This window comes from Flavonifractor sp. AGMB03687, from assembly GCF_017811815.1.
Classification (GTDB): Bacteria; Bacillota; Clostridia; order Oscillospirales; family Oscillospiraceae; genus Flavonifractor.
The window spans coordinates 588489-606438 of the sequence record NZ_JADKZI010000001.1; the positions used below are offsets into that span (position 1 = coordinate 588489).

Consider the following 17950-nt stretch of genomic DNA (forward strand, 5'->3'; position numbering starts at 1 on the left):
GGAGCCCTCTTTTGTTTTGTTATTTTTTCTGGTGGGCGCTGTCGCGCAGGCGCTCGTGGTCCTCCAACAGGGCCTGGGTGGCCAGATCGAAGGCGGCGGCATCTTCGTAACGGTTGACCAGCTCGCTCTCCTGCAGGTCGCTGTAGTCCTTCTCTTTGCCGTGATAGACTACCTTCAGCAGGATGGGGGTCAGGATGGTGGTGGCAATGACCATCAGCACCACGGGACCGAAGAACTCATCCTTCATCAGTCCGGCGGCAATGCCGTTGTTGGCTACGATCAGGGCAACCTCGCCGCGGGAGATCATACCCACGCCGATGCGCAGGGCATCCTGGTTGGAGTAGCCGCACAGCTTGGAGCCCAGGCCGCAGCCCAGGATCTTGGAAGCCACCGACCACAGGATCAGCAGGACGGAGAAGAGAATGATAGTCCCGCTCATCTGGGGCAGCACCACCTTCAGGCCAATGCTGGCGAAGAAGATGGGGGAGAGCAGGGTGTAGGACAGGGTGTCGAACCGATCCTGCAGATAGGTGACCCGGGGAGTCTTGGCGAAGATCAGTCCGGCGATGTAGGCGCCGGTGATGTCGGCCACACCGAACAGCTCCTCAGCCAGATAGGCGTACAGCAGGCAGAAGGCGAAGGAGATGACTACAAAGCGGCGCTTGTCCCGGTCATACCGCTTGAACCACCACTCCACCAGCCGGTGCATGACGATCCACACCACCACGCTGATGGCGAAGAAGGCCACGATCTTCAGCAGGACCAGCAGCACGTTGGCACCGGTGCCAGACAGGCTGGTGATGATGGTGAGGGCTACGATGCCCAGCACGTCGTCGATGATGGCGGCGCCCAGGATGGCGTTGCCCGAACGGGTGGACAGCTTGCTGATCTCCTTCAGGGTCTCCACGGTGATGCTCACCGAAGTGGCAGTGAGGATCACGCCGATGAAGACGTTCTGCAGGAAGGCGTCGCTCCCCTGGTTAAACAGGGAGGCCAGCACAAAGCCGCCGGCCAGGGGGACCAGCACGCCGATGAGGGCGATGATGAAGGCGGACTTGCCAGCCTTCTTCAGCTCGCCCAGGTCGGTCTCCAGACCGGCGTTGAACATCAGCACGATGACGCCCAGCTCCGCCAGCTGGTCCATCAGGGTGGTCTCCTGCAGTACGCCCAGCATAGCGGGGCCAAGCAGCAGACCGGCCAGCAGTGCGCCTACCACCTGGGGCAGGGCAAACCGCTTGGTCACAATGCCCAGGACCTTGGTGCTGAGCAGAATGACCGCGATCTCAAATAAGAAATGGTAATCCGTATAGACCGCTCCTCTCTCTGGAGTTGTGAAAATGCACTATAAATAGTATGAGAATTTGGTAAATAAGTCAATCGTCAATCTGGATAGAAATTATGAGGATACAAACAAAAAATATGACAACAAAACTCCCCGGTATGACGTCCATGGGGACGTTACCGGGGAGTTTCTGTTTCGTGATTGGAAAAGGAAGAAAAACGCTGGGCGACCCGCTGGAATTCTTCCTCCAGCAAAAAGGTGATGCGGGCGGCCAGTTCAGCGGGTTCTTCTTTCATATCGTCCGCCATCCAGGCCAGCATGGTGCCGGCCAGGGCGTACATATAGAAATCAACCAGGAATTCCTGGTCCCGCTCTGACAGCTCCACCCCGTCGGAGGCCTTCTCCAGAAGCCGGGAGGTAAGGGCGCGGGACATGGTGAACAGCTGGCAGTCCAGGTGTTCGCGGCCACTGGAGCGGTAGATGTGGTAAATCAGAGCATGGTTGCTCTGGATGTACTGGAAGACGTCCATCAGCGCGCTCTGCCAGGAGGTAGCATCCTGCAGAGCCTCGGCGGTCTCATGCTCCAGAAACCAGTGGAGCAGGTCATAAATATCCTGGAAGTGGTAGTAGAAGGTCTGCCGATTGACTTCGCAGTCCTCCACGATCTCCTTTACCGTGATGTCGTCCAGAAACTTTTTCTGGAGCAGATGTTTGAGGGAATTAGCCAGGGCAAGCTTTGTGCTGGGAGCCAATGGACACACCTCCTTCCCTCAGAAAAGCGACGAAACAACTGGGCTTATTATACCACAGGGGTATAAAGAATTGCAATCCTGTCGAAAGTATGGTATGATTTGCCCCGTTAAATGGGAACATCAAAGGAGAGAGGTACCATGACCATCGACTATCGGCCCAGAGGGGTCTGTTCCAACCGCATGCTGATCGATGTGGAGAACGGCGTGATCCGTTCCCTGCAGGTCCAGGGAGGCTGCAACGGCAACCTTCAGGGCATTTCCCGTCTGGTGGAGGGCATGCAGGTGGAGGAGGCTATCCGCAGACTGGAGGGCATCCGCTGCGGTTTTAAGGCCACTTCCTGCCCCGACCAGCTGGCCCAGGCGCTGAAGCAGCAGGCGCAGGGCTGAGTTTTGGCGACAAATAAGGAGGGCGTGCATATGCACGCCCTCCTTATTTGCATATTGGGTGATACTCAGGCAGCCTTGGCGGTGTTCAGAGCGCCGAAGGCGGTGAGGATCTGGTCCAGATCGGTGGTCAGCACAGCGCCGTTGGGATTGAGCGCGCCGTTGCTGTCAGCGGTCATCAGCTTGCCATAGTAGCAGAAAGACATGCCCTCCAGAGCCCAGGCGGGGATCTGGTCGTAGTCGGAGGCCTCACGCATGGACATGCCGCCCTCTTCCACGGTGACGCCGGTGAGCTCCGCATAGCGGCCCAGCGCGGTGGCCAGCTCGGCGCGGGTGATGGCACGGTCGCCCTCAAAGAGGCCGTTGCCGCTGCCGTTGGTCAGGCCGTTGTCCTCGGCCCAGGCGGCGGCGTCCGCGTAGGTCTTGCCCTCCACGTCGGTGAAGGTGGCCTTCTCGGCAACAGCGGGCTTGCCGGCCAGCTCATACAGAGCCTGGTACACAGCGCCGCGGGTGGTGTTCTCAGCGGTGGCGCTGAGGATGGTGATGCGGCCGTCCGGCTGACCATACTTTTCAGCAGTGATCACGCCGCCCAGCTCATCGGTGATGTAGTCCATCAGGACCTCGTCCATAGGCAGACCCAGATCATAATTGGCAGAAGCGGTCTTGAACGCATAGTAGGTGTCACCGCCTGCGGCCATAAAGTCGTTGGTGGCAATGGTGTACACCGCATCGGGGTCAAAGGGCTTTCCGCCCACAGACTGGATGGTTACGCGCTGGATGGAGGCAGGAGCATAGTAAGTAGAGCCGGGGTAGTCCTCGCCCTGGTCATAGGTCTTGGTGGTGTCCACGGTAAAGACGATACCGGAGACCTGGGGGAAGCCGCCCACAGCGGCAGGCGTGCAATAAGTAGAGGCTTCCAGAGCCTCCAGCAGCTCGGCACCGGTAACCTTCACAATGCTCAGGGTATTGCCGAAGGGTAGGACGGTATTGACATCCTTCTTGGTTATGTCGCCAGCCTGGATGGGGGCCCGGATACCGCCGCCGTTCGTTATAGCGGCATCGATGTCCTCACCCTCGCGGGCGGCGCCCCACATCAGGGCGTCAGTAATCAGATTGCCCAGGTTGGTCTCCTGGGTACGGTTGCCGGGGTCCTTGTCACCATTGAGGAGGACCTCAGTCTTGGCAAAGACGGTCCCGTAGTCCGCTTCCACCTGCGCGGTGATCTCAGCGGCGCGGGCAGCGATGGCCTGATCCTCTGCAGTCAGATCGGCGACCTTGACAGATTCCACAGTGGCGGAGCCGTCAGACAGGGTGACCACGCCAATATTCTCCAGCTTGGTACCGGTAGAGGTGAGAACGGTGTCGCCCACCTTACCGGTGCCGTTGGTGACGGTCAGGATATCTTCCTGAGTGGAGTGGGAGTGGCCGTCGATGAAAACGTCAATACCGGTCACCTTAGCCAGCAGGTCAACGGAGCGGTTGCCGGTACTCTCCTCATCAATGCCCAAGTGGCCGACGCACACGATGTAATCACAGCCGTCAGCCTCCAGCTTATCTACAGAGGCCTGCACATCGGCGAACATTTTATCCCCGGCATCAAAGGTAAGGCCGGCGATCTTGGCGGGATGTGCCTTGGTGGAAGTCTCAGGGGTGGTAACGCCCACAAAGCCCACCTTGGTGCTGGAGTCCGTCTCAAGCACATAAGAATCAGCAAAAGCGGCGCTGCCGTTGCTGGTCACATTGGCGGCGAGGATAGGAAATTCGGCGCTGTCGCTGAGGGTCTTGAGATTCTCATAGCCGTAGTCGAATTCATGGTTGCCAGGAACGGCCAGGTCATAACCCACCATGTTCATCAGTTCGACGGCTGTGGAGCCCTCAGAGATGCTGACGGTGGGATCACCCTGGATGAAGTCGCCGGCATCCACCAAGATCACTTCGGCGCCTTCGGCCTCATACTGGGCTTTTAGTGCAGCGACCTTGGCGTAGCTTCCGATAGCTCCGTGAACATCATTGGTGTGGAGTACCACAACGTCGTTTTCAGAGCCTCCAGCGGAGGTCTCGTCGGCGGCCATGGCAGGGACACAGAGGCTGCCCGCCATGGACAGGGTCAGAAACAGGGACAGGACTTTGCGTGTGTGTTTTTTCATTCAAACATTCCACCTTTCCTTCCATTGTTTCCCGATGGTGCAGGGATGCACACTGGATATCCTAATGGTAACAAAATGGAAACAAAAATACAAGAGGAAGGCAGGGGAAAGATGGGAAAATATTGTGCATTCTGTGTAAAAGACAAGAAAACTTCTGTTAAAATTTGACGCTTAGCCCTAAAAAGTGGGGGTCAGCAGGGGAGCGTCACCCAGGTTGGGGTACCGGAGAGGTCGGCAAAAAGCAGCCCGCCGGGCGGGAGGAAGGTGAAGAACATGGTGGCCACGCCCAGTACCAGCACCAGCAGTATCCACAGCTCCTGATGCTTCTGCCAGCAGGACCCGTGCAGCATGTGGGGGAGCAGGAAAAGCAGGGCCATCATCAGCACATAGAGGACGATGTCGAAAAAGAGGGAATCGCCCTGAAAACAGATGTGGTAGACATATCCGATAACCAGCATACCCGCCGTGGCTGCCAGCAGGGAGAAGGCCCGGGGGCCCGGCAGGGCCGGTCCCTTCCGCTGAAGCACCAGTCCGGTCAGCAGGCCGGGCCAGTAGAGCAGCTTCACGTGCTCCCACAGGCTCTCTCGTACTGGAGCCACCAGGGCGGTGGCCACGCAGGGGAGCAGGGTGTAGAGGAAATGCAGACAGGCTCCGGCTACGGTAGCGACGGCCAAAAGAATGAGTTCGGTCTTGTTCAGGCGCGGCATGGCGGACACTCCCTTCCGTTTTCTAATGGATAAGATATGCGGTCGAAAGAAAAAAATACCACCGGTGCGACGGCGGTAAAAGCAAGGAAAAAGCGGGAGAAAACAGCGGGCATAAAAACCGAAAGCCCCGCCGTATGTGAGATGGGAGAGATACCCAAGCCAAAGGAACATTTCATTGCCAGTGTGTTTCGTGGGAAGCAGTCCATATTAAAAACAGGCGCAAAAGGCGCCGGCTTTTGGGAAAGGAGTGTGTACAACGAAATGCCAAAGGAGGAACCAAAGATCAAGCCCTGGGTGGGGGCACTCCTGGCCGCGGTGGTGCTGATGTCCTGCATGGCATGGTTTCAGCCCGCGGGAGCGGCGGAGGAGCGGCGGGAGGTGATCCCCATGGGCCGTACCGTGGGCATCAAGCTGTTTTCCGACGGCGTGATGGTGGTCGGATTCGGTGAGGTGACCACCGCCCAGGGCAGTGAGACCCCCGCCCGCGACTGCGGCCTGAAAGAGGGCGACATCATCACCCACATCAACCGGGAGGAGGTGGACAGCATTGAAGAAGTCCAGTCCGTACTCCAGGAAGTAGGCGGCCAGACCATGAGCATCCGGGCGGTGCGGGACGACCAGGAGGTCCAGTTTACCGCCCAGGCCGCCCAGTGCAGTGCCGACGGCCAGTATAAGCTGGGCGCCTGGATCCGGGACTCCATGGCCGGTATTGGTACCATGACGTTCTGCGATCCGGAGAGCGGCCTCTTCGGCGCCCTGGGCCATGGCATCAATGATGTGGATACTGCCCGGCTGATGCCCATGCAGTCCGGTTCCATTCTGTATTCCGAAGTGACGGACGTTCAGAAGGGTGTCAAGGGTACGCCCGGTGAGCTCCACGGTACCTTCCAGACCAGTACCGACCTGGGTGCCCTGTGGGCCAATACCGGCAGCGGCGTGTTCGGCCAGCTCAGCGACCAGAGCCTGACCGAAGGGCTGGAGCCTGTACCGGTGGCCCAGCGCAGCGAGGTAAAGACCGGACCTGCGGTGATTCGTTCCAACGTAGCCGGTGACCAGGTGGAGGAATATGCGGTGGAGATCACCCGTATCTTTCCCGAAAAAGAAGGAGATACCCGCAACCTGATGCTGAAAGTCACCGATGAACGGCTGCTGGAGACCACCGGAGGCATCGTCCAGGGTATGAGCGGCTCGCCCATCCTCCAGGACGGCAAGCTGGTGGGCGCAGTCACCCATGTCCTGGTCAATGATCCCACCCAGGGCTACGGGATCCTGGCGGAGAACATGTTGGTCCAGGCGGAGGAGACTGCTCAGCTGGAAATCTAACCCATGTTTTGCCGGGAGCGGACCGCCGCTCCCGGCGCTCATTTTGCCGAAAAAAGGGGAGGCAATGGAGAAGTATGCTGCCCGCCGTCGGAATTTCCGGGGAAAAGTCGAACGAAGTCGAAGAGAAATAGCCAGAAATTACCAGTAAAACCCTTGCGCTTGCTGTCTGATTATGGTAAATTATAGCCAACCGGTAAACAGACTTGGCCAGTCAGAAATGCAGAGCAGGGGAGCCTGCTGGAAAGGGTGTCAATGTTGGAACGGAGAATCAAGGTCCTGGTTGCGGACGCGGGCGAGGAATTTCGCCGCATCCTGGTGGAACAGCTGGAGTCGGAGGCCGGCATCGAGGTGGTGGGAGCCACGGGCGATGGAGAAGAAGCCCTGCGCCTGGCAGAGAGTGCGGCCCCCGATGTACTGGTGATGGACCTGGTGCTGACCCAGATGGATGGAGTGGATGTGCTCCAGACGCTGGCCAAACGGGAGGAGCGGCCCAAAGTGCTGGTGCTCTCCGGCTTTGCCCGGGGCAGCGTGGCGGAGCTGGCCGCCGCCACCGGTGCGGATTACTATATGCTCAAGCCCTGCCGGCTCACCGCGGTAGCCGAGCGGGTCCGTCAGCTGGCCGCCCTCCGGGATATGGAGGACAGCGGGGATGGCGATGAGCGGTCCGGCAAACTGGAAAATGTGGTGACTAGCATTATCCATGAGATCGGTGTGCCCGCCCACATCAAGGGCTATCAGTACCTGCGGGAGGCCATCATCATTGCGGTGGGGGATATGGATGTCATCAACGCGGTGACCAAGATCCTCTATCCGGAGGTGGCCAAGCGGTTCGGAACTACCGCCTCCCGGGTGGAGCGGGCCATTCGCCACGCCATCGAGGTGGCCTGGGACCGGGGCGACCTGGAGACCTTGCAGAAGTATTTCGGCTACACCGTCTCCAACGCCAAGGGGAAGCCAACCAATTCCGAGTTTATTGCCATGATCGCGGACCGGCTGCAGCTGCAGCAGAAGGAGCGGTAAAGATCCATACGCGCCCGGCGACCGGGGAATCTCCCGGAAGCCGGGTGCGTTTTTCTCTATTCAAAGGGAGCAAAAAGGAGTATAACATAAGGGGAGCGCCGGACAGAGATCCAGGGTCCGGCGGTCCGTTAGGAGGGATACCTATGCTGGAACAACAACTGCACCGGGCCAGGACCGAGGAACGGGACCTGGAGGATCTGACCATAGAGGGAGAACAGCTCTCCGGGTTGGATCTGTCTCATCTGGAGTATACCCGGGTCCGGTTTCATAAATGCCGGTTTGAGCGGTGTGATTTTTCCAAAGCATCTTTTTATGAGACGGTATTTGAGGGCTGTGACTTTTCCAACTGCAGCTTTTTGGACACCGTGTGGAACAAAAGCACCATCTGCGGCTGCAAGGGGGACGGCGGTAAATTTATCTCCAGCCGCTGGAAGGACTGCACCCTGAGGGACAGTACCTTCCGCTACGGCAACTTTTCCAAGTCGCTGTGGACCCGCAGCAGCCTCAATGACTGTGATTTCAAGGAGGCCGCCATGGCGGAGGCGCGGGTGGGGGGTATGGAGCCCCACCATACCAGCTTCCAGAGCGTGGACTTTTTCCGCACCCCGCTGAAGGGGGTAGACCTGTCCGACTGCCAGATCCAGGGTATCACCGTGTCGGAGAGCCTGCAGGAGCTGCGGGGACTGCGCATCAATCCCGGACAGGCGGTGGACCTGGTGCACCTGATGGGGGTGCAGCTGCTCTGAGTCCCGGAACGGGGGACAAGATACAGGCATGGACCGGCCCCCTTCCGCATACCTCTTGGACAAGGGGGTGCGGATATGACGGGACTGGAACGGCTGGCCGACCTGATTTGGAACCCGTGGCTGCTGGGCCTGTTTTTGGTGACGGGATTATATTTGTCGGTACGGACCGGCTTTTTTCAGGTGTTTCACTGCCACCTGTGGCTCAAAACCACGCTGGGGGCGTTGGGGCGGAAGGACCGGCCGGGGAGCGGACAGGGGCTGACCCGGCTCCAGGCCATGTCCACCGCCCTGGCCGCCACCATCGGCACCGGCTCCATCGCCGGAGTGGCTACCGCCATCTTTTACGGCGGACCGGGGGCGGTGTTCTGGATGTGGGTGTCCGCCTTTCTGGGCATGATGACCGGATGTGTGGAAAAGACCCTGGCGGTGCGCTACCGGGAAAAGGATGAGAAGGGCCGCTGGCAGGGCGGCCCCATGTGCTACATGGAAAAGGGACTGGGAAGCCGTACCCTGGCCACCCTCTTTTCCCTGTGCTGTGTGGGCGCGTCCCTGGGGGGCGGCAACATGGTGCAGGCCAACTCCATCTCATCCGCCCTGTGGGCCAGCTTCGGCTGGGACCGGCTGGCGGTGGGGATCGTGACGGCCCTGCTCACCGGCATCGTTATCGTGGGAGGCATCGGCCGCATCGGTAAGGTCAGTGAGACCCTGGTGCCCTGTATGGCCCTGCTTTTTGTAGGGGGTGGAGTGGTGGTGCTGGTGTGCAACGCCGACGCCTTGCCCGGGGCTTTGACCCAGATTGTGGAAGGGGCGCTGACCCCCAAGGCGGCACTGGGAGGCAGTGCGGGCTACGGCATGGCCGCTGCCCTGCGCTACGGCGTGGCCCGGGGGGTATTTACCAACGAGGCCGGTATGGGTTCCTCCTCCATCGCCCATGCCGCCGCCGATACCAGAGAACCGGCGGAGCAGGGCATGTGGGGCATCTTTGAGGTGTTTGTGGCTACTATTGTGGTGTGCTCCATCACCGCGCTGGTCATCCTGACCACCGGCGTCTACCAGCCGGAGCAGGCCCTTGCCGCCATTCAAAGCGGAACGGTGGAGCCCAATATGCTGGGCGCTCCCCTGTCTGCCGCCGGGTTTTCCACCGTATTCGGTTCCTTTGGGGAAATTTTCGTGTCGGTGAGCCTGCTGCTCTTCGCCTTCACCTCCTTGCTGGGGTGCTGCTACTACGGCGAGCGAGGGCTGGAGTACCTGAGCGGCTCCAACCGCTGGCGGGGAATCTACCGAATCATCTTCCTGTGGGCCCTGGTGTGGGGCAGCGTGGCCGACGTCACGTCGGTGTGGGAGCTGGCGGATATCTTCAACGGCCTGATGGCCCTGCCTAACCTGTTTACCCTGCTGCTGCTGTCGCCTGAGGCATTGGCGCTGCTGAAGCAGTGGCGGCGGACACAGACATAAAGAAAAGGAACGCGCTGCCGAAGCAGCGCGTTCCTTTTTCCATATAAGGTTATTCCGCAGGTGCGGGGGAGGGCTGAGTTTCCGTAGTCTCCTCATCCCCGGCGGAAGGGGTCACCATAGGGGAAGGGGCGGGCTGGGCGGAGCCGTCCAGGGTGACAGAGCTGCCATCCAGAATGGAGGAGCTCTGGTCCTCCACGGCGGGGGTGTGCTGGATGGTCACCTGGTCGCCCACGTTGAGGATCACGGCCAGGGGATTCTGAGCAGCGGAGATGGAGTAATAGGTGGGATCGCCCTCCAGCTGAATGAAGTAATAGGAGTTGCCGTCCATCACCGCCGAGCGGATGTCGGTAATGACGCCGGAGACCTCGGTGCGGGGCAGCTCCTCCTCGGAGGTGATGCCCTTGTTGGCCAGCATCTGAATATACTTCTGCTCACACTCCGAGACGGAGGAGCCGGTGGCCACCACCTGATACTGGGCCACATTGACCATGGCATAGCTCTTCACCAGATTGGTGGCGTCCTTCAGGGGAATGAAGTAGGTGGGCTCCCCGGCGATGTTGAGCAGCAGGGGGAAGGTGGCAGTGTACTTCAGGTCCTGGACCACGCCTTCGGCGGAGGCCTTGGCTGCCGCCTCGGTAGCACCGGGGGCGGAGTAGAACTTGGTCTCCTTGGTGCGCTGGTTGGACAGCAGGAAGCCCAGGTTGGACTGGTCGGCGTTGGCGGAGGTGACACCGGTATACATATAAACGTCGTCGTTGAGGGCAATATAATTAGAGCCGTCGGTGGTGATGGTCACGTCCCGCTGGCCAAAGATGGAGTTGATGAAGCCGTTGACCAGAGTGCCGTGGTAGTTATACTGCTCCATGATGAGCTCGGGGGTGTAGACGTTGTCCACCCAGCTGGGCACGTCAGCTACGTCATAGTAGGTGCACTCGCCGGTGATGGCGTCCACCAGCACCGCGCCCTTGATGTCCGCGCCGCCGAAGAGGCCGATGGTCTTGACGATGCGGGGAGCGATCCAGTAGGGGCGGCCCTCCTCATTGATCTCAAACTGGGGAGTGCCGAAGATATAGGTGGGATAGTTGAAGCGCAGGTGGCGCTCAATGTTGCGGTTGAGGGGCTCGGAGAAGGAATACTTCATGCCCTCGTCCAGCCGGACCACGGTGGCCTCCTGGGTGACCATGTCCACCATCACATAGGCAGGCAGGCCGGTGCCCCGGTTGGTAAACCACTTGATCAGGTCGGCGTAGGCAATGGGAGCCACCCGCACAGGCCGGCCCTGGTAGTTGATCTGAGTGGAGTCAAAGGAGTACTCAAACTGGCTGACCATGTCGCTGAGAGTACCCATCTGCCGGTCGCTGAGGTATTCGGCAGAGGACTCGTCCAGAGTGGGGATCTCGTTGAAGGAAATCTCGGTGATGTCGGTGGCAAAGTCGCCGTCCTCCACCGTCAGCAGATCTCGATAGGCGCCGGCCCGGAAGATGGGCAGGGAGATCACGGTGCCCACCACGGCCACCACGATCAGCGCCAGAAACAGGATGCCCACCGGCAGGCAGCGGGCCTTGATGAACCGGAGGTACTCTCTGGGACCGCCGCCTCCGTGCACCAGGTCCATGCCGGAGGTGACCAGGGAGCAGAGCACATAGACCACGCACAGGATGGCAATAAAGGTGTAGAAATCACCGGACTGCAGATTGATGGGGGGCAGAGCCACATAAAAATAGATCAGCCCGATGACGGCGGTGATGATCAGGCAGATCGCCAGCTTTCCGCCTCTGCTTTTTGGGCCGCGGGCCTTGTTGGCCGGTTGTTGTTCCATGAACGTATCTCCTTTAGGCAGTTTCGACATTTTTGCCGGGGCAGGATGGCGCCGGCAAGGGTAGTATAGCCTAAAGCGGGGCAAAAGGCAACCAAAGGGGCATTAAAATTCCATAAAATAGTCTGGAAAGCCTGCCGGAAGCGGGGAAAAAAGCGGTCGAAACTTCGTACAAAATCCCATTGACGGGGCACTTTACATTCGATATACTTAGACAGGACTATGTCAAAAATCAGAAAAAATATTGTAAAGACGAGGGTAGAGACGTGGAAGAGATGAGCATCCTTCTGGGGCTGCTGGGCGGCCTTGCCTTGTTCCTCTACGGTATGCAGATGATGAGCTCCGGCCTGGAGGCCGCAGCCGGCAACCGTATGAAGCGTATCCTTGAGCGACTGACTTCGAATCGTTTTCTGGGCGTCCTGGTGGGCGCGGTGATCACCGCGGTGATCCAGTCCTCCTCCGCTACCACAGTCATGGTGGTAGGCTTTGTCAACTCCGGTATGATGACCCTGCGGCAGGCCGTGTGGATCATCATGGGTGCCAACATCGGTACCACCATCACCGGACAGCTCATTGCCCTGGATGTGGGCGTTTTGGCGCCTCTGTTTGCCTTTGTGGGCGTGGCCATGGTGGTCTTCCTCAAAAAGCCCCAGATCCACCACTACGGCAATATCCTGGCTGGCCTGGGCGTGCTCTTCATCGGTATGGAGATGATGAGCTCCTCCATGGAGCCCCTGCGGGAGTGGCCCGCCTTCGTGGATATGGTCAGCACCTTCTCCAACCCCCTGATCGGTATTCTGGTGGGCGCCCTCTTTACCGCGCTCATCCAGTCCTCCTCCGCCTCCGTTGGCATTCTGCAGGCCCTGGCGGTCAGCGGTGTCATCGGCCTTGACAGTGCCGTGTTCGTCCTCTTTGGTCAGAACATCGGTACCTGCATCACCGCCGTGCTGGCCTCCATCGGCACCAGCCGCAACGCCAAGCGGGCCACGGTGATCCACCTCATGTTCAACCTGTTCGGCACGGTGCTCTTTACTGCTGTCTGCATCCTGACGCCGCTGACCGACTTCATGGTGAACCTGACCCCCGACAGCCCAGCGGCTCAGATTGCCAACATGCACACCCTGTTCAACATCGTGACCACCATTCTGCTGCTGCCTTTCGGCAACAGCCTGGTGAAGCTGGCCATGCACATCCTGCCTGACCGGCGGGAGAGCGGGGGAGAGGGCATGCACCTGGCCTATCTGGTGCCCAACCCCACCCATACCAAGCAGGAGCATCCCATCGGCTTCTCCGCCATGTATATTACCCAGCTGCGCCAGGAGCTCAACCGCATGCTGGGCATGGCCCGGCAGAACATCGCCACCTGTTTCCAGGCGGTGCTGGACGTGGACCCCAAGAAGATGGAGGGCGCCGAGGCTACCGAGGATTATCTGGACTACCTGAACAAGGAGATCTCCCAGTACATCTCCCAGGTGATTGTTCATGAGACCAACGAGCAGGACTCCACTGCCGTCAGCGCCTACTTCAAGATCACCGGCAACATCGAGCGCATTGGCGACCACGCCATGAACATCTGCGAGTATACCCAGATGATGCACGATAAGAACATCCACTTCTCTCCGGATGCCCAGGAAGAGATCCGGCAGATGGAGCAGGTGAGCCTGGAGGCTCTGGACCTGCTGGGACAGGAGGTCACCGATCCCACCGCGTGGCTGACCAAGGTGTCTGCCCTGGAGCAGCGGATGGACGATATGACCGAGGAGTACCGCCGCAACCAGCTCAAGCGGATGCGCAAGGGCTCCTGCTCCGATGAGGCCTGCATTATCTTCTCCGAGCTGTTGACCGACTTTGAGCGGATCGGCGATCACGCTCTGAACATTGCCCAGGAGCGGGCCTCCATTTCTTCCGAAGCCACCGGCATCTAAGCAAATAGAAATCGCCTCCCGGTTTGACCGGGAGGCGATTTTTTGTTGGAATCAGGGAGTAGGGGGAGCCAGTATCCTGCGGCTGGCGCCCAGACACAGCAGGAGGGTGATAGCCTCGGTGACCGGAAAGGCCAGCCAGATTCCGGTGACTCCAAGCAGGTAGGAAAGCAGGAGAACCAGAATAGCGATACCCACGCCGCCACGGAAGAGGGAGAGCAGGAAGGAGGCCCGGGGCTGCTCTACCGCCCCCAGGAAGGAGGCGGCGATGATGTTGGGCCCGGCGAAGAGAAAGCCCCAGAAGTAGAGCCGCAGCCCGCTGACCGCCAGCCGGGCCAGTTCGGGATCGCCGTCCCGATTGAACAGAGCTGCCAGAGGGTCCGCCCAAACCTGGGCGATGAGGGCCAGTCCCACCAGACAGGAGACCAGTAGAGCCAGACGGCAGAGCTGACGGACGGTGTGGTGATCGCCCCGGCCGTAGGACTGACTGATGAGGGGCTGTGCACCCTGGGACAGGCCGGTGAATAAGGCCAGGGCCATCAGGGCCAGATTGGCCACGATGCCGTAGGCGGCTACACCTATGGTACCGGCGGCCCGGAGCATCAGGGTGTTGTAGAGGGCCAGCACCATACAGGCGGTGAACTCATTGAGAAAGGCGGCGCTGCCCAGACCGGCCATATCGGCCAGGGACCGGGGCACTTCGGCGGGACGGGCCAGCCGGAACTGATTGCGGCCGGTGAGGATGTGGAGGGAGGAGAGACACAGGCCGATCACCGGGGCGGTGCCGGTGGCCAGGGCCGCGCCGAAAATGCCCATGTTCAGGGGGTAGAGGAAGAGGTAGTCCAGGGCGATGTTGGCTAGACTGCCGGTGAGCATGGCGGTCATGGCCAGCTTGGGGTTGCCGTCGTTGCGGACAAACACAACCATGATGTGGTTCAGGAGAAAGCAGGGGGAGAAGAGAAGCACCGTGCGCAGATAGACGGTGCACAGGGGCAGCGTGTCGGTGTTGGCCCCCAGCAGCAGCGCAATGGGCTGAGCACAGAAGACGCCCAGCAGTGCCAGGAAGATCCCCAACACCAGCCCGGTGAGCAGGGACAGGGTAAAGGTGCGGTTGGCCCTGGCCTCATCCCCTTGATACCGGCAGATGGAGTAGCGGGTGGCTCCGCCGATGCCCAGTAGGACGCCCAACCCGTTGATAAGGCCGAAAATGGGAATGGCCAGATTGAGGGCCGCCAGGCCGTCCGCCCCCAGCCGGTTGGCTACAAAGAAGGTGTCGGCCATGATGTAGCCAGACAGCCCCAGCGCGCCCAGCATATTGAGCGAGATATATTTAAAAAAGGTACGTACCATGTCCGCTCCTCCCAGGTGTGGTGTGCAAACAAAAAACGTGCCTGAGTATATTCCTTCAAAGACCTACGGAATATACTCAGGCACGTTTTATCGCCTATCCGGTGACAGGCGTCATGCACATAGTTTACTAGTGGATAAGAGCATAACAGAAGGACAGAAAAATGTCAAGGTGTAGAGGAAACCTACTGGGACAGCTTTTCCCGCAGCACCTGGTTGACCACCGCCGGGGCGGCCTGGCCCTTCAGCTGCCGCATGACCTGGCCCACCAGGAAGCCGAAGGCCTTCTCCTTGCCCGACTTGAAGTCCTCCACCGACTTCTGGTTGTCGGCCAGCACCTGCTCCACCACGGCGGACACCAGTCCGGCGTCGGACACCTGGGCCAGACCGTGCTCCTTAATATAAGCATCCACGTCGCCGTCGTCGGCAAAGACGGCCTCAAAGACCTTGACAGCGGTGTTGCGGTTGACCTTGCCCTCCTGGACCAGGGCGATAAGCCTGGCCAGGGTGGGGGGCGTCAGGCGCATGTCCTTGGCCTCCAGGCCGTGGGCGGACAGCTGGCCCAGTACCTGGCCCATGACCCAGTTGGAGGCCTGCTTGGGATCGGCCCCCAGGGCCACCACTTCCTCGAAAAAGTCGGCCAGGGCCTTTTGGCTGGTGATCATTTCCGTGTCGTAGACGGGCAGACCCCAGTCCCGCTGATACCGCTCCCGCTTGGCCTCGGCCAGCTCGGGTTGAGCCGCCCGGAGCCCTTCGATATACTCATCGGACAACTCCAGCGGCGGGATGTCCGGCTCGGGGAAGTAGCGGTAGTCCTGGGCGTTCTCCTTGGAGCGCATGGCGTAGGTGGCGTCCTTGTTCTCGTCCCAGCGTCGGGTCTCCTGGACCACCCGCTTGCCCTCCTCAATGAGCTCGATCTGCCGCCGGGTCTCGTAGGCGATGGCCCGGGAGATGGCCTTGAAGGAGTTCAGGTTCTTCATCTCGGTGCGGGTGCCGAACTCGGTGGACCCGGCGGGGCGCACCGACAGGTTCACGTCGCACCGCAGGGAGCCCTCCTGCATCTTGCAGTCGGACACGCCCAGGTACTGCAGGGTGGAGCGAAGCTTCTCCAGGTAGGCGATGACTTCATCCGCCGAGCGGAAGTCGGGCTCGGTGACGATTTCGATGAGGGGCACGCCGCAGCGGTTGTAGTCCGCCCGGGTCTGGTCCAGCCAGGGATCATGGACCAGCTTGCCCGCGTCCTCCTCCATGTGCAGCTCGTGGATGCGGACGGACTTGCCGCCGCCGATGTCTACTTTGCCGTCGTGGCAGATGGGCAGGTAGAGCTGGGAGATCTGATAGGCCTTGGGCAGGTCGGGATAGAAGTAGTTCTTCCGGTCAAAGCGGCTGACCCGGCTGATCTCACAGTTCAGAGCCAGACCGGCCTTTACCGCGAATTCCAGCACCTTCTCGTTGAGTACCGGCAGGGTACCCGGCATACCGGTACACACCGGGCAGCAGTGGGTGTTGGGCGCGCCGCCGAATTGGGTGGTGCAGGAGCAGAAAATCTTGGTCTTGGTGGCCAGCTCCACATGGGTCTCCAGACCGATCACAGTTTCCCAGGTCATTGGACGTCGCCTCCTTTGGGTCTTTTCTTATGCCAGTCGGTATCCATCTGGAAGGCATGGGCGGCGTTGAGCACCGCGCCGTCACCCAGAGCGGGACCGATGAGCTGAGCGCCGATGGGCATGCCCTTGCCGTCAAAGCCGCAGGGCATGGACAGGGCGGGCAGGCCTGCCAGGTTCACCGACACGGTGTAGATGTCGCTGAGGTACATCTTCAGCGGATCGGTGAGGCTCTCGCCCAGCTTGGGGGCGGTGGTGGGGACCACCGGAGTAAGAAGCAGGTCGTATTTGGCAAAGGCCTCGTCAAAAGCTTTCTTGATAAGGGCCTTTACCTGGAGGGCCTTTTTGTAGTAGGCGTCGTAGTAGCCGGAGGACAGCACGAAGGTGCCCAGCAGGATGCGCCGCTTTACCTCGGAGCCGAAGCCTTGGGTGCGGGTCTTGCAGTAGAGGCCGGTGAGATCCTCATAGCCCTCTGCCAGCCAGCCGTACTTCACGCCGTCAAACCGGGACAGGTTGGAAGAGGCCTCGGCGGCGGCGATGATATAGTAGGTGGGCACCACGTACTCCATCACCGGCAGGGCAAACTCTTCCACCTCAGCACCACGGGCTTTCAGTACCTCGGCGGCGGCCAGTACGGCAGCCCGTACCTCGGGGTCCAGGCCATCGCCGAAGCAGTCCACCGGCAGGCCAACCTTCTTCCCCTTCAGGTTGCCGGTGAGGGAGGCCAGCAGTCCCCCGGCAGGGGCATCCAGGCTGGTGCCGTCCCGGGGATCCTTGCCCTGGATGAGATCCAGCACCGCCGCACAGTCGGCGGCGGACCGGGCGATGGGGCCCATCTGGTCCAGGGAGGAGGCATAGGCGATGAGGCCGTACCGGGACACGGTGCCGTAGGTGGGCTTCATGCCGGTGACGCCGCAGTAGGCGGCAGGCTGGCGGATGGAACCGCCGGTATCCGAGCCAATGGCGTACCACACCTCGCCCGCCGCCACAGCGGCGGCAGCGCCGCCAGAGGAGCCGCCCGCCGCCCGGGCCAGATTCCAGGGGTTTTTGACCGGGCCGTAGTGGGAGGTCTCGGAGGTGGAGCCCATGGCGAACTCATCCATGTTCAGCTTGCCCATGGACACCGCCCCGGCGGCAGTCAGCCGCTCTACCACGGTGGCGTCATAGCAGGGGACAAAGCCCTCCAGGATCTTGGAGGCGCAGGTGGTGGCCACGCCCTTGGTGCAGATGTTGTCCTTGTAGGCCATGGGCACCCCGGCCAGAGGGGAGGCGGACAGGTCGGCCGCCGGGAAGACGGGGCCATCCACCGTAACGAAGGCGTTGTTGTCCGGCTGGGCGGCATGGATGCGGGAGAGGGCGGCCTCCACCGCCTCCTGCTGTCTTACCTCACCGGTGCGGAGCTTCTGTGCCAGCTCCAGGGCAGTCAGTTCATACAGTTCCATCGC

General features: G+C 60.5%; 14 protein-coding genes. 6 read left to right on the forward strand and 8 right to left on the reverse strand.

Translation table 11 applies throughout. The features are described from left to right. Positions 1-19: 19 nt before the first annotated feature. Both J9789_RS02820 and J9789_RS02825 read right to left on the reverse strand, forming a co-directional pair. Positions 20-1339 (reverse strand): cation:proton antiporter, encoded by a 1320-nt coding sequence (locus J9789_RS02820; protein ID WP_209342301.1) that lies wholly within the window; start codon positions 1337-1339, stop codon positions 20-22. A gap of 119 nt (positions 1340-1458) precedes the next feature. After that, the gene (locus J9789_RS02825) at positions 1459-2034 is read right to left on the reverse strand and encodes a TetR-like C-terminal domain-containing protein (RefSeq protein WP_245185000.1); all 576 of its coding nucleotides are present in this window, start codon (positions 2032-2034) and stop codon (positions 1459-1461) included. Positions 2035-2172: 138 nt separating this feature from the next. Here J9789_RS02825 and J9789_RS02830 point away from each other — a divergent pair, with 138 nt between their 5' ends. Continuing rightward, a complete protein-coding gene (locus tag J9789_RS02830; RefSeq protein ID WP_209342079.1) occupies positions 2173-2421 on the forward strand; it encodes a TIGR03905 family TSCPD domain-containing protein in 249 nt (82 codons plus the stop codon). A 65-nt stretch (positions 2422-2486) separates the two neighbouring features. On the opposite strand, the gene J9789_RS02835 is transcribed toward J9789_RS02830, so the two are convergent. Both J9789_RS02835 and J9789_RS02840 read right to left on the reverse strand, forming a co-directional pair. Continuing rightward, on the reverse strand, positions 2487-4565 hold the full coding sequence (locus J9789_RS02835; RefSeq protein ID WP_209342081.1) for a 5'-nucleotidase C-terminal domain-containing protein: 2079 nt from the start codon (positions 4563-4565) through the stop codon (positions 2487-2489). Between the two features lie 191 nt (positions 4566-4756). Continuing rightward, positions 4757-5272, reverse strand: a complete 516-nt coding sequence (locus tag J9789_RS02840) for a DUF6512 family protein (RefSeq protein ID WP_209342083.1) — start codon at positions 5270-5272, stop codon at positions 4757-4759. A gap of 261 nt (positions 5273-5533) precedes the next feature. Here J9789_RS02840 and spoIVB point away from each other — a divergent pair, with 261 nt between their 5' ends. The 4 genes from spoIVB to J9789_RS02860 all read left to right on the forward strand — a co-directional run bounded on the left by spoIVB (position 5534) and on the right by J9789_RS02860 (position 9816). After that, complete coding sequence (gene spoIVB / locus J9789_RS02845) at positions 5534-6595, forward strand: SpoIVB peptidase (protein WP_209342085.1); 1062 nt, start codon at positions 5534-5536, stop codon at positions 6593-6595. A gap of 252 nt (positions 6596-6847) precedes the next feature. After that, positions 6848-7615 (forward strand): sporulation transcription factor Spo0A, encoded by a 768-nt coding sequence (gene spo0A, locus J9789_RS02850; protein ID WP_209342086.1) that lies wholly within the window; start codon positions 6848-6850, stop codon positions 7613-7615. 143 nt (positions 7616-7758) lie between these two features. After that, a complete protein-coding gene (locus J9789_RS02855) occupies positions 7759-8361 on the forward strand; it encodes a pentapeptide repeat-containing protein (protein WP_209342088.1) in 603 nt (200 codons plus the stop codon). A gap of 75 nt (positions 8362-8436) precedes the next feature. Next, positions 8437-9816 (forward strand): sodium:alanine symporter family protein, encoded by a 1380-nt coding sequence (locus tag J9789_RS02860; protein WP_209342090.1) that lies wholly within the window; start codon positions 8437-8439, stop codon positions 9814-9816. Positions 9817-9865: 49 nt separating this feature from the next. Here the strand turns inward: J9789_RS02860 and J9789_RS02865 are convergent, their stop codons facing one another. Continuing rightward, entirely contained in the window at positions 9866-11635 is a 1770-nt protein-coding gene (locus tag J9789_RS02865; protein ID WP_245185001.1) for a CvpA family protein, read from the reverse strand. Positions 11636-11907: 272 nt separating this feature from the next. Between J9789_RS02865 and J9789_RS02870 the strand changes: the two genes are divergently transcribed. Further along, complete coding sequence (locus tag J9789_RS02870; RefSeq protein ID WP_209342303.1) at positions 11908-13557, forward strand: Na/Pi cotransporter family protein; 1650 nt, start codon at positions 11908-11910, stop codon at positions 13555-13557. 51 nt (positions 13558-13608) lie between these two features. Here J9789_RS02870 and J9789_RS02875 read toward each other — a convergent pair whose 3' ends face one another. The 3 genes from J9789_RS02875 to gatA all read right to left on the reverse strand — a co-directional run bounded on the left by J9789_RS02875 (position 13609) and on the right by gatA (position 17947). Continuing rightward, on the reverse strand, positions 13609-14904 hold the full coding sequence (locus J9789_RS02875) for an MATE family efflux transporter (RefSeq protein WP_209342093.1): 1296 nt from the start codon (positions 14902-14904) through the stop codon (positions 13609-13611). Between the two features lie 182 nt (positions 14905-15086). Continuing rightward, entirely contained in the window at positions 15087-16508 is a 1422-nt protein-coding gene (gene gatB, locus J9789_RS02880) for an Asp-tRNA(Asn)/Glu-tRNA(Gln) amidotransferase subunit GatB (protein ID WP_209342095.1), read from the reverse strand. Further along, complete coding sequence (gene gatA, locus J9789_RS02885; protein ID WP_209342097.1) at positions 16505-17947, reverse strand: Asp-tRNA(Asn)/Glu-tRNA(Gln) amidotransferase subunit GatA; 1443 nt, start codon at positions 17945-17947, stop codon at positions 16505-16507. Before gatA ends, gatB begins: the two co-directional genes overlap by 4 nt. Positions 17948-17950 lie beyond the last annotated feature (3 nt).

Coding starts and splice junctions, on each gene's coding strand:
- J9789_RS02865 (WP_245185001.1), bottom strand. CDS start 11,635: ATGGAACAACAACCGGCCAACAAGGCCCGCGGCCCAAAAAGCAGAGGC.
- J9789_RS02840 (WP_209342083.1), bottom strand. CDS start 5,272: ATGCCGCGCCTGAACAAGACCGAACTCATTCTTTTGGCCGTCGCTACC.
- spo0A (WP_209342086.1), top strand. CDS start 6,848: ATGTTGGAACGGAGAATCAAGGTCCTGGTTGCGGACGCGGGCGAGGAA.
- spoIVB (WP_209342085.1), top strand. CDS start 5,534: ATGCCAAAGGAGGAACCAAAGATCAAGCCCTGGGTGGGGGCACTCCTG.
- J9789_RS02875 (WP_209342093.1), bottom strand. CDS start 14,904: ATGGTACGTACCTTTTTTAAATATATCTCGCTCAATATGCTGGGCGCG.
- J9789_RS02870 (WP_209342303.1), top strand. CDS start 11,908: ATGAGCATCCTTCTGGGGCTGCTGGGCGGCCTTGCCTTGTTCCTCTAC.
- J9789_RS02860 (WP_209342090.1), top strand. CDS start 8,437: ATGACGGGACTGGAACGGCTGGCCGACCTGATTTGGAACCCGTGGCTG.
- J9789_RS02855 (WP_209342088.1), top strand. CDS start 7,759: ATGCTGGAACAACAACTGCACCGGGCCAGGACCGAGGAACGGGACCTG.
- J9789_RS02830 (WP_209342079.1), top strand. CDS start 2,173: ATGACCATCGACTATCGGCCCAGAGGGGTCTGTTCCAACCGCATGCTG.
- J9789_RS02835 (WP_209342081.1), bottom strand. CDS start 4,565: ATGAAAAAACACACACGCAAAGTCCTGTCCCTGTTTCTGACCCTGTCC.
- gatB (WP_209342095.1), bottom strand. CDS start 16,508: ATGACCTGGGAAACTGTGATCGGTCTGGAGACCCATGTGGAGCTGGCC.
- gatA (WP_209342097.1), bottom strand. CDS start 17,947: ATGGAACTGTATGAACTGACTGCCCTGGAGCTGGCACAGAAGCTCCGC.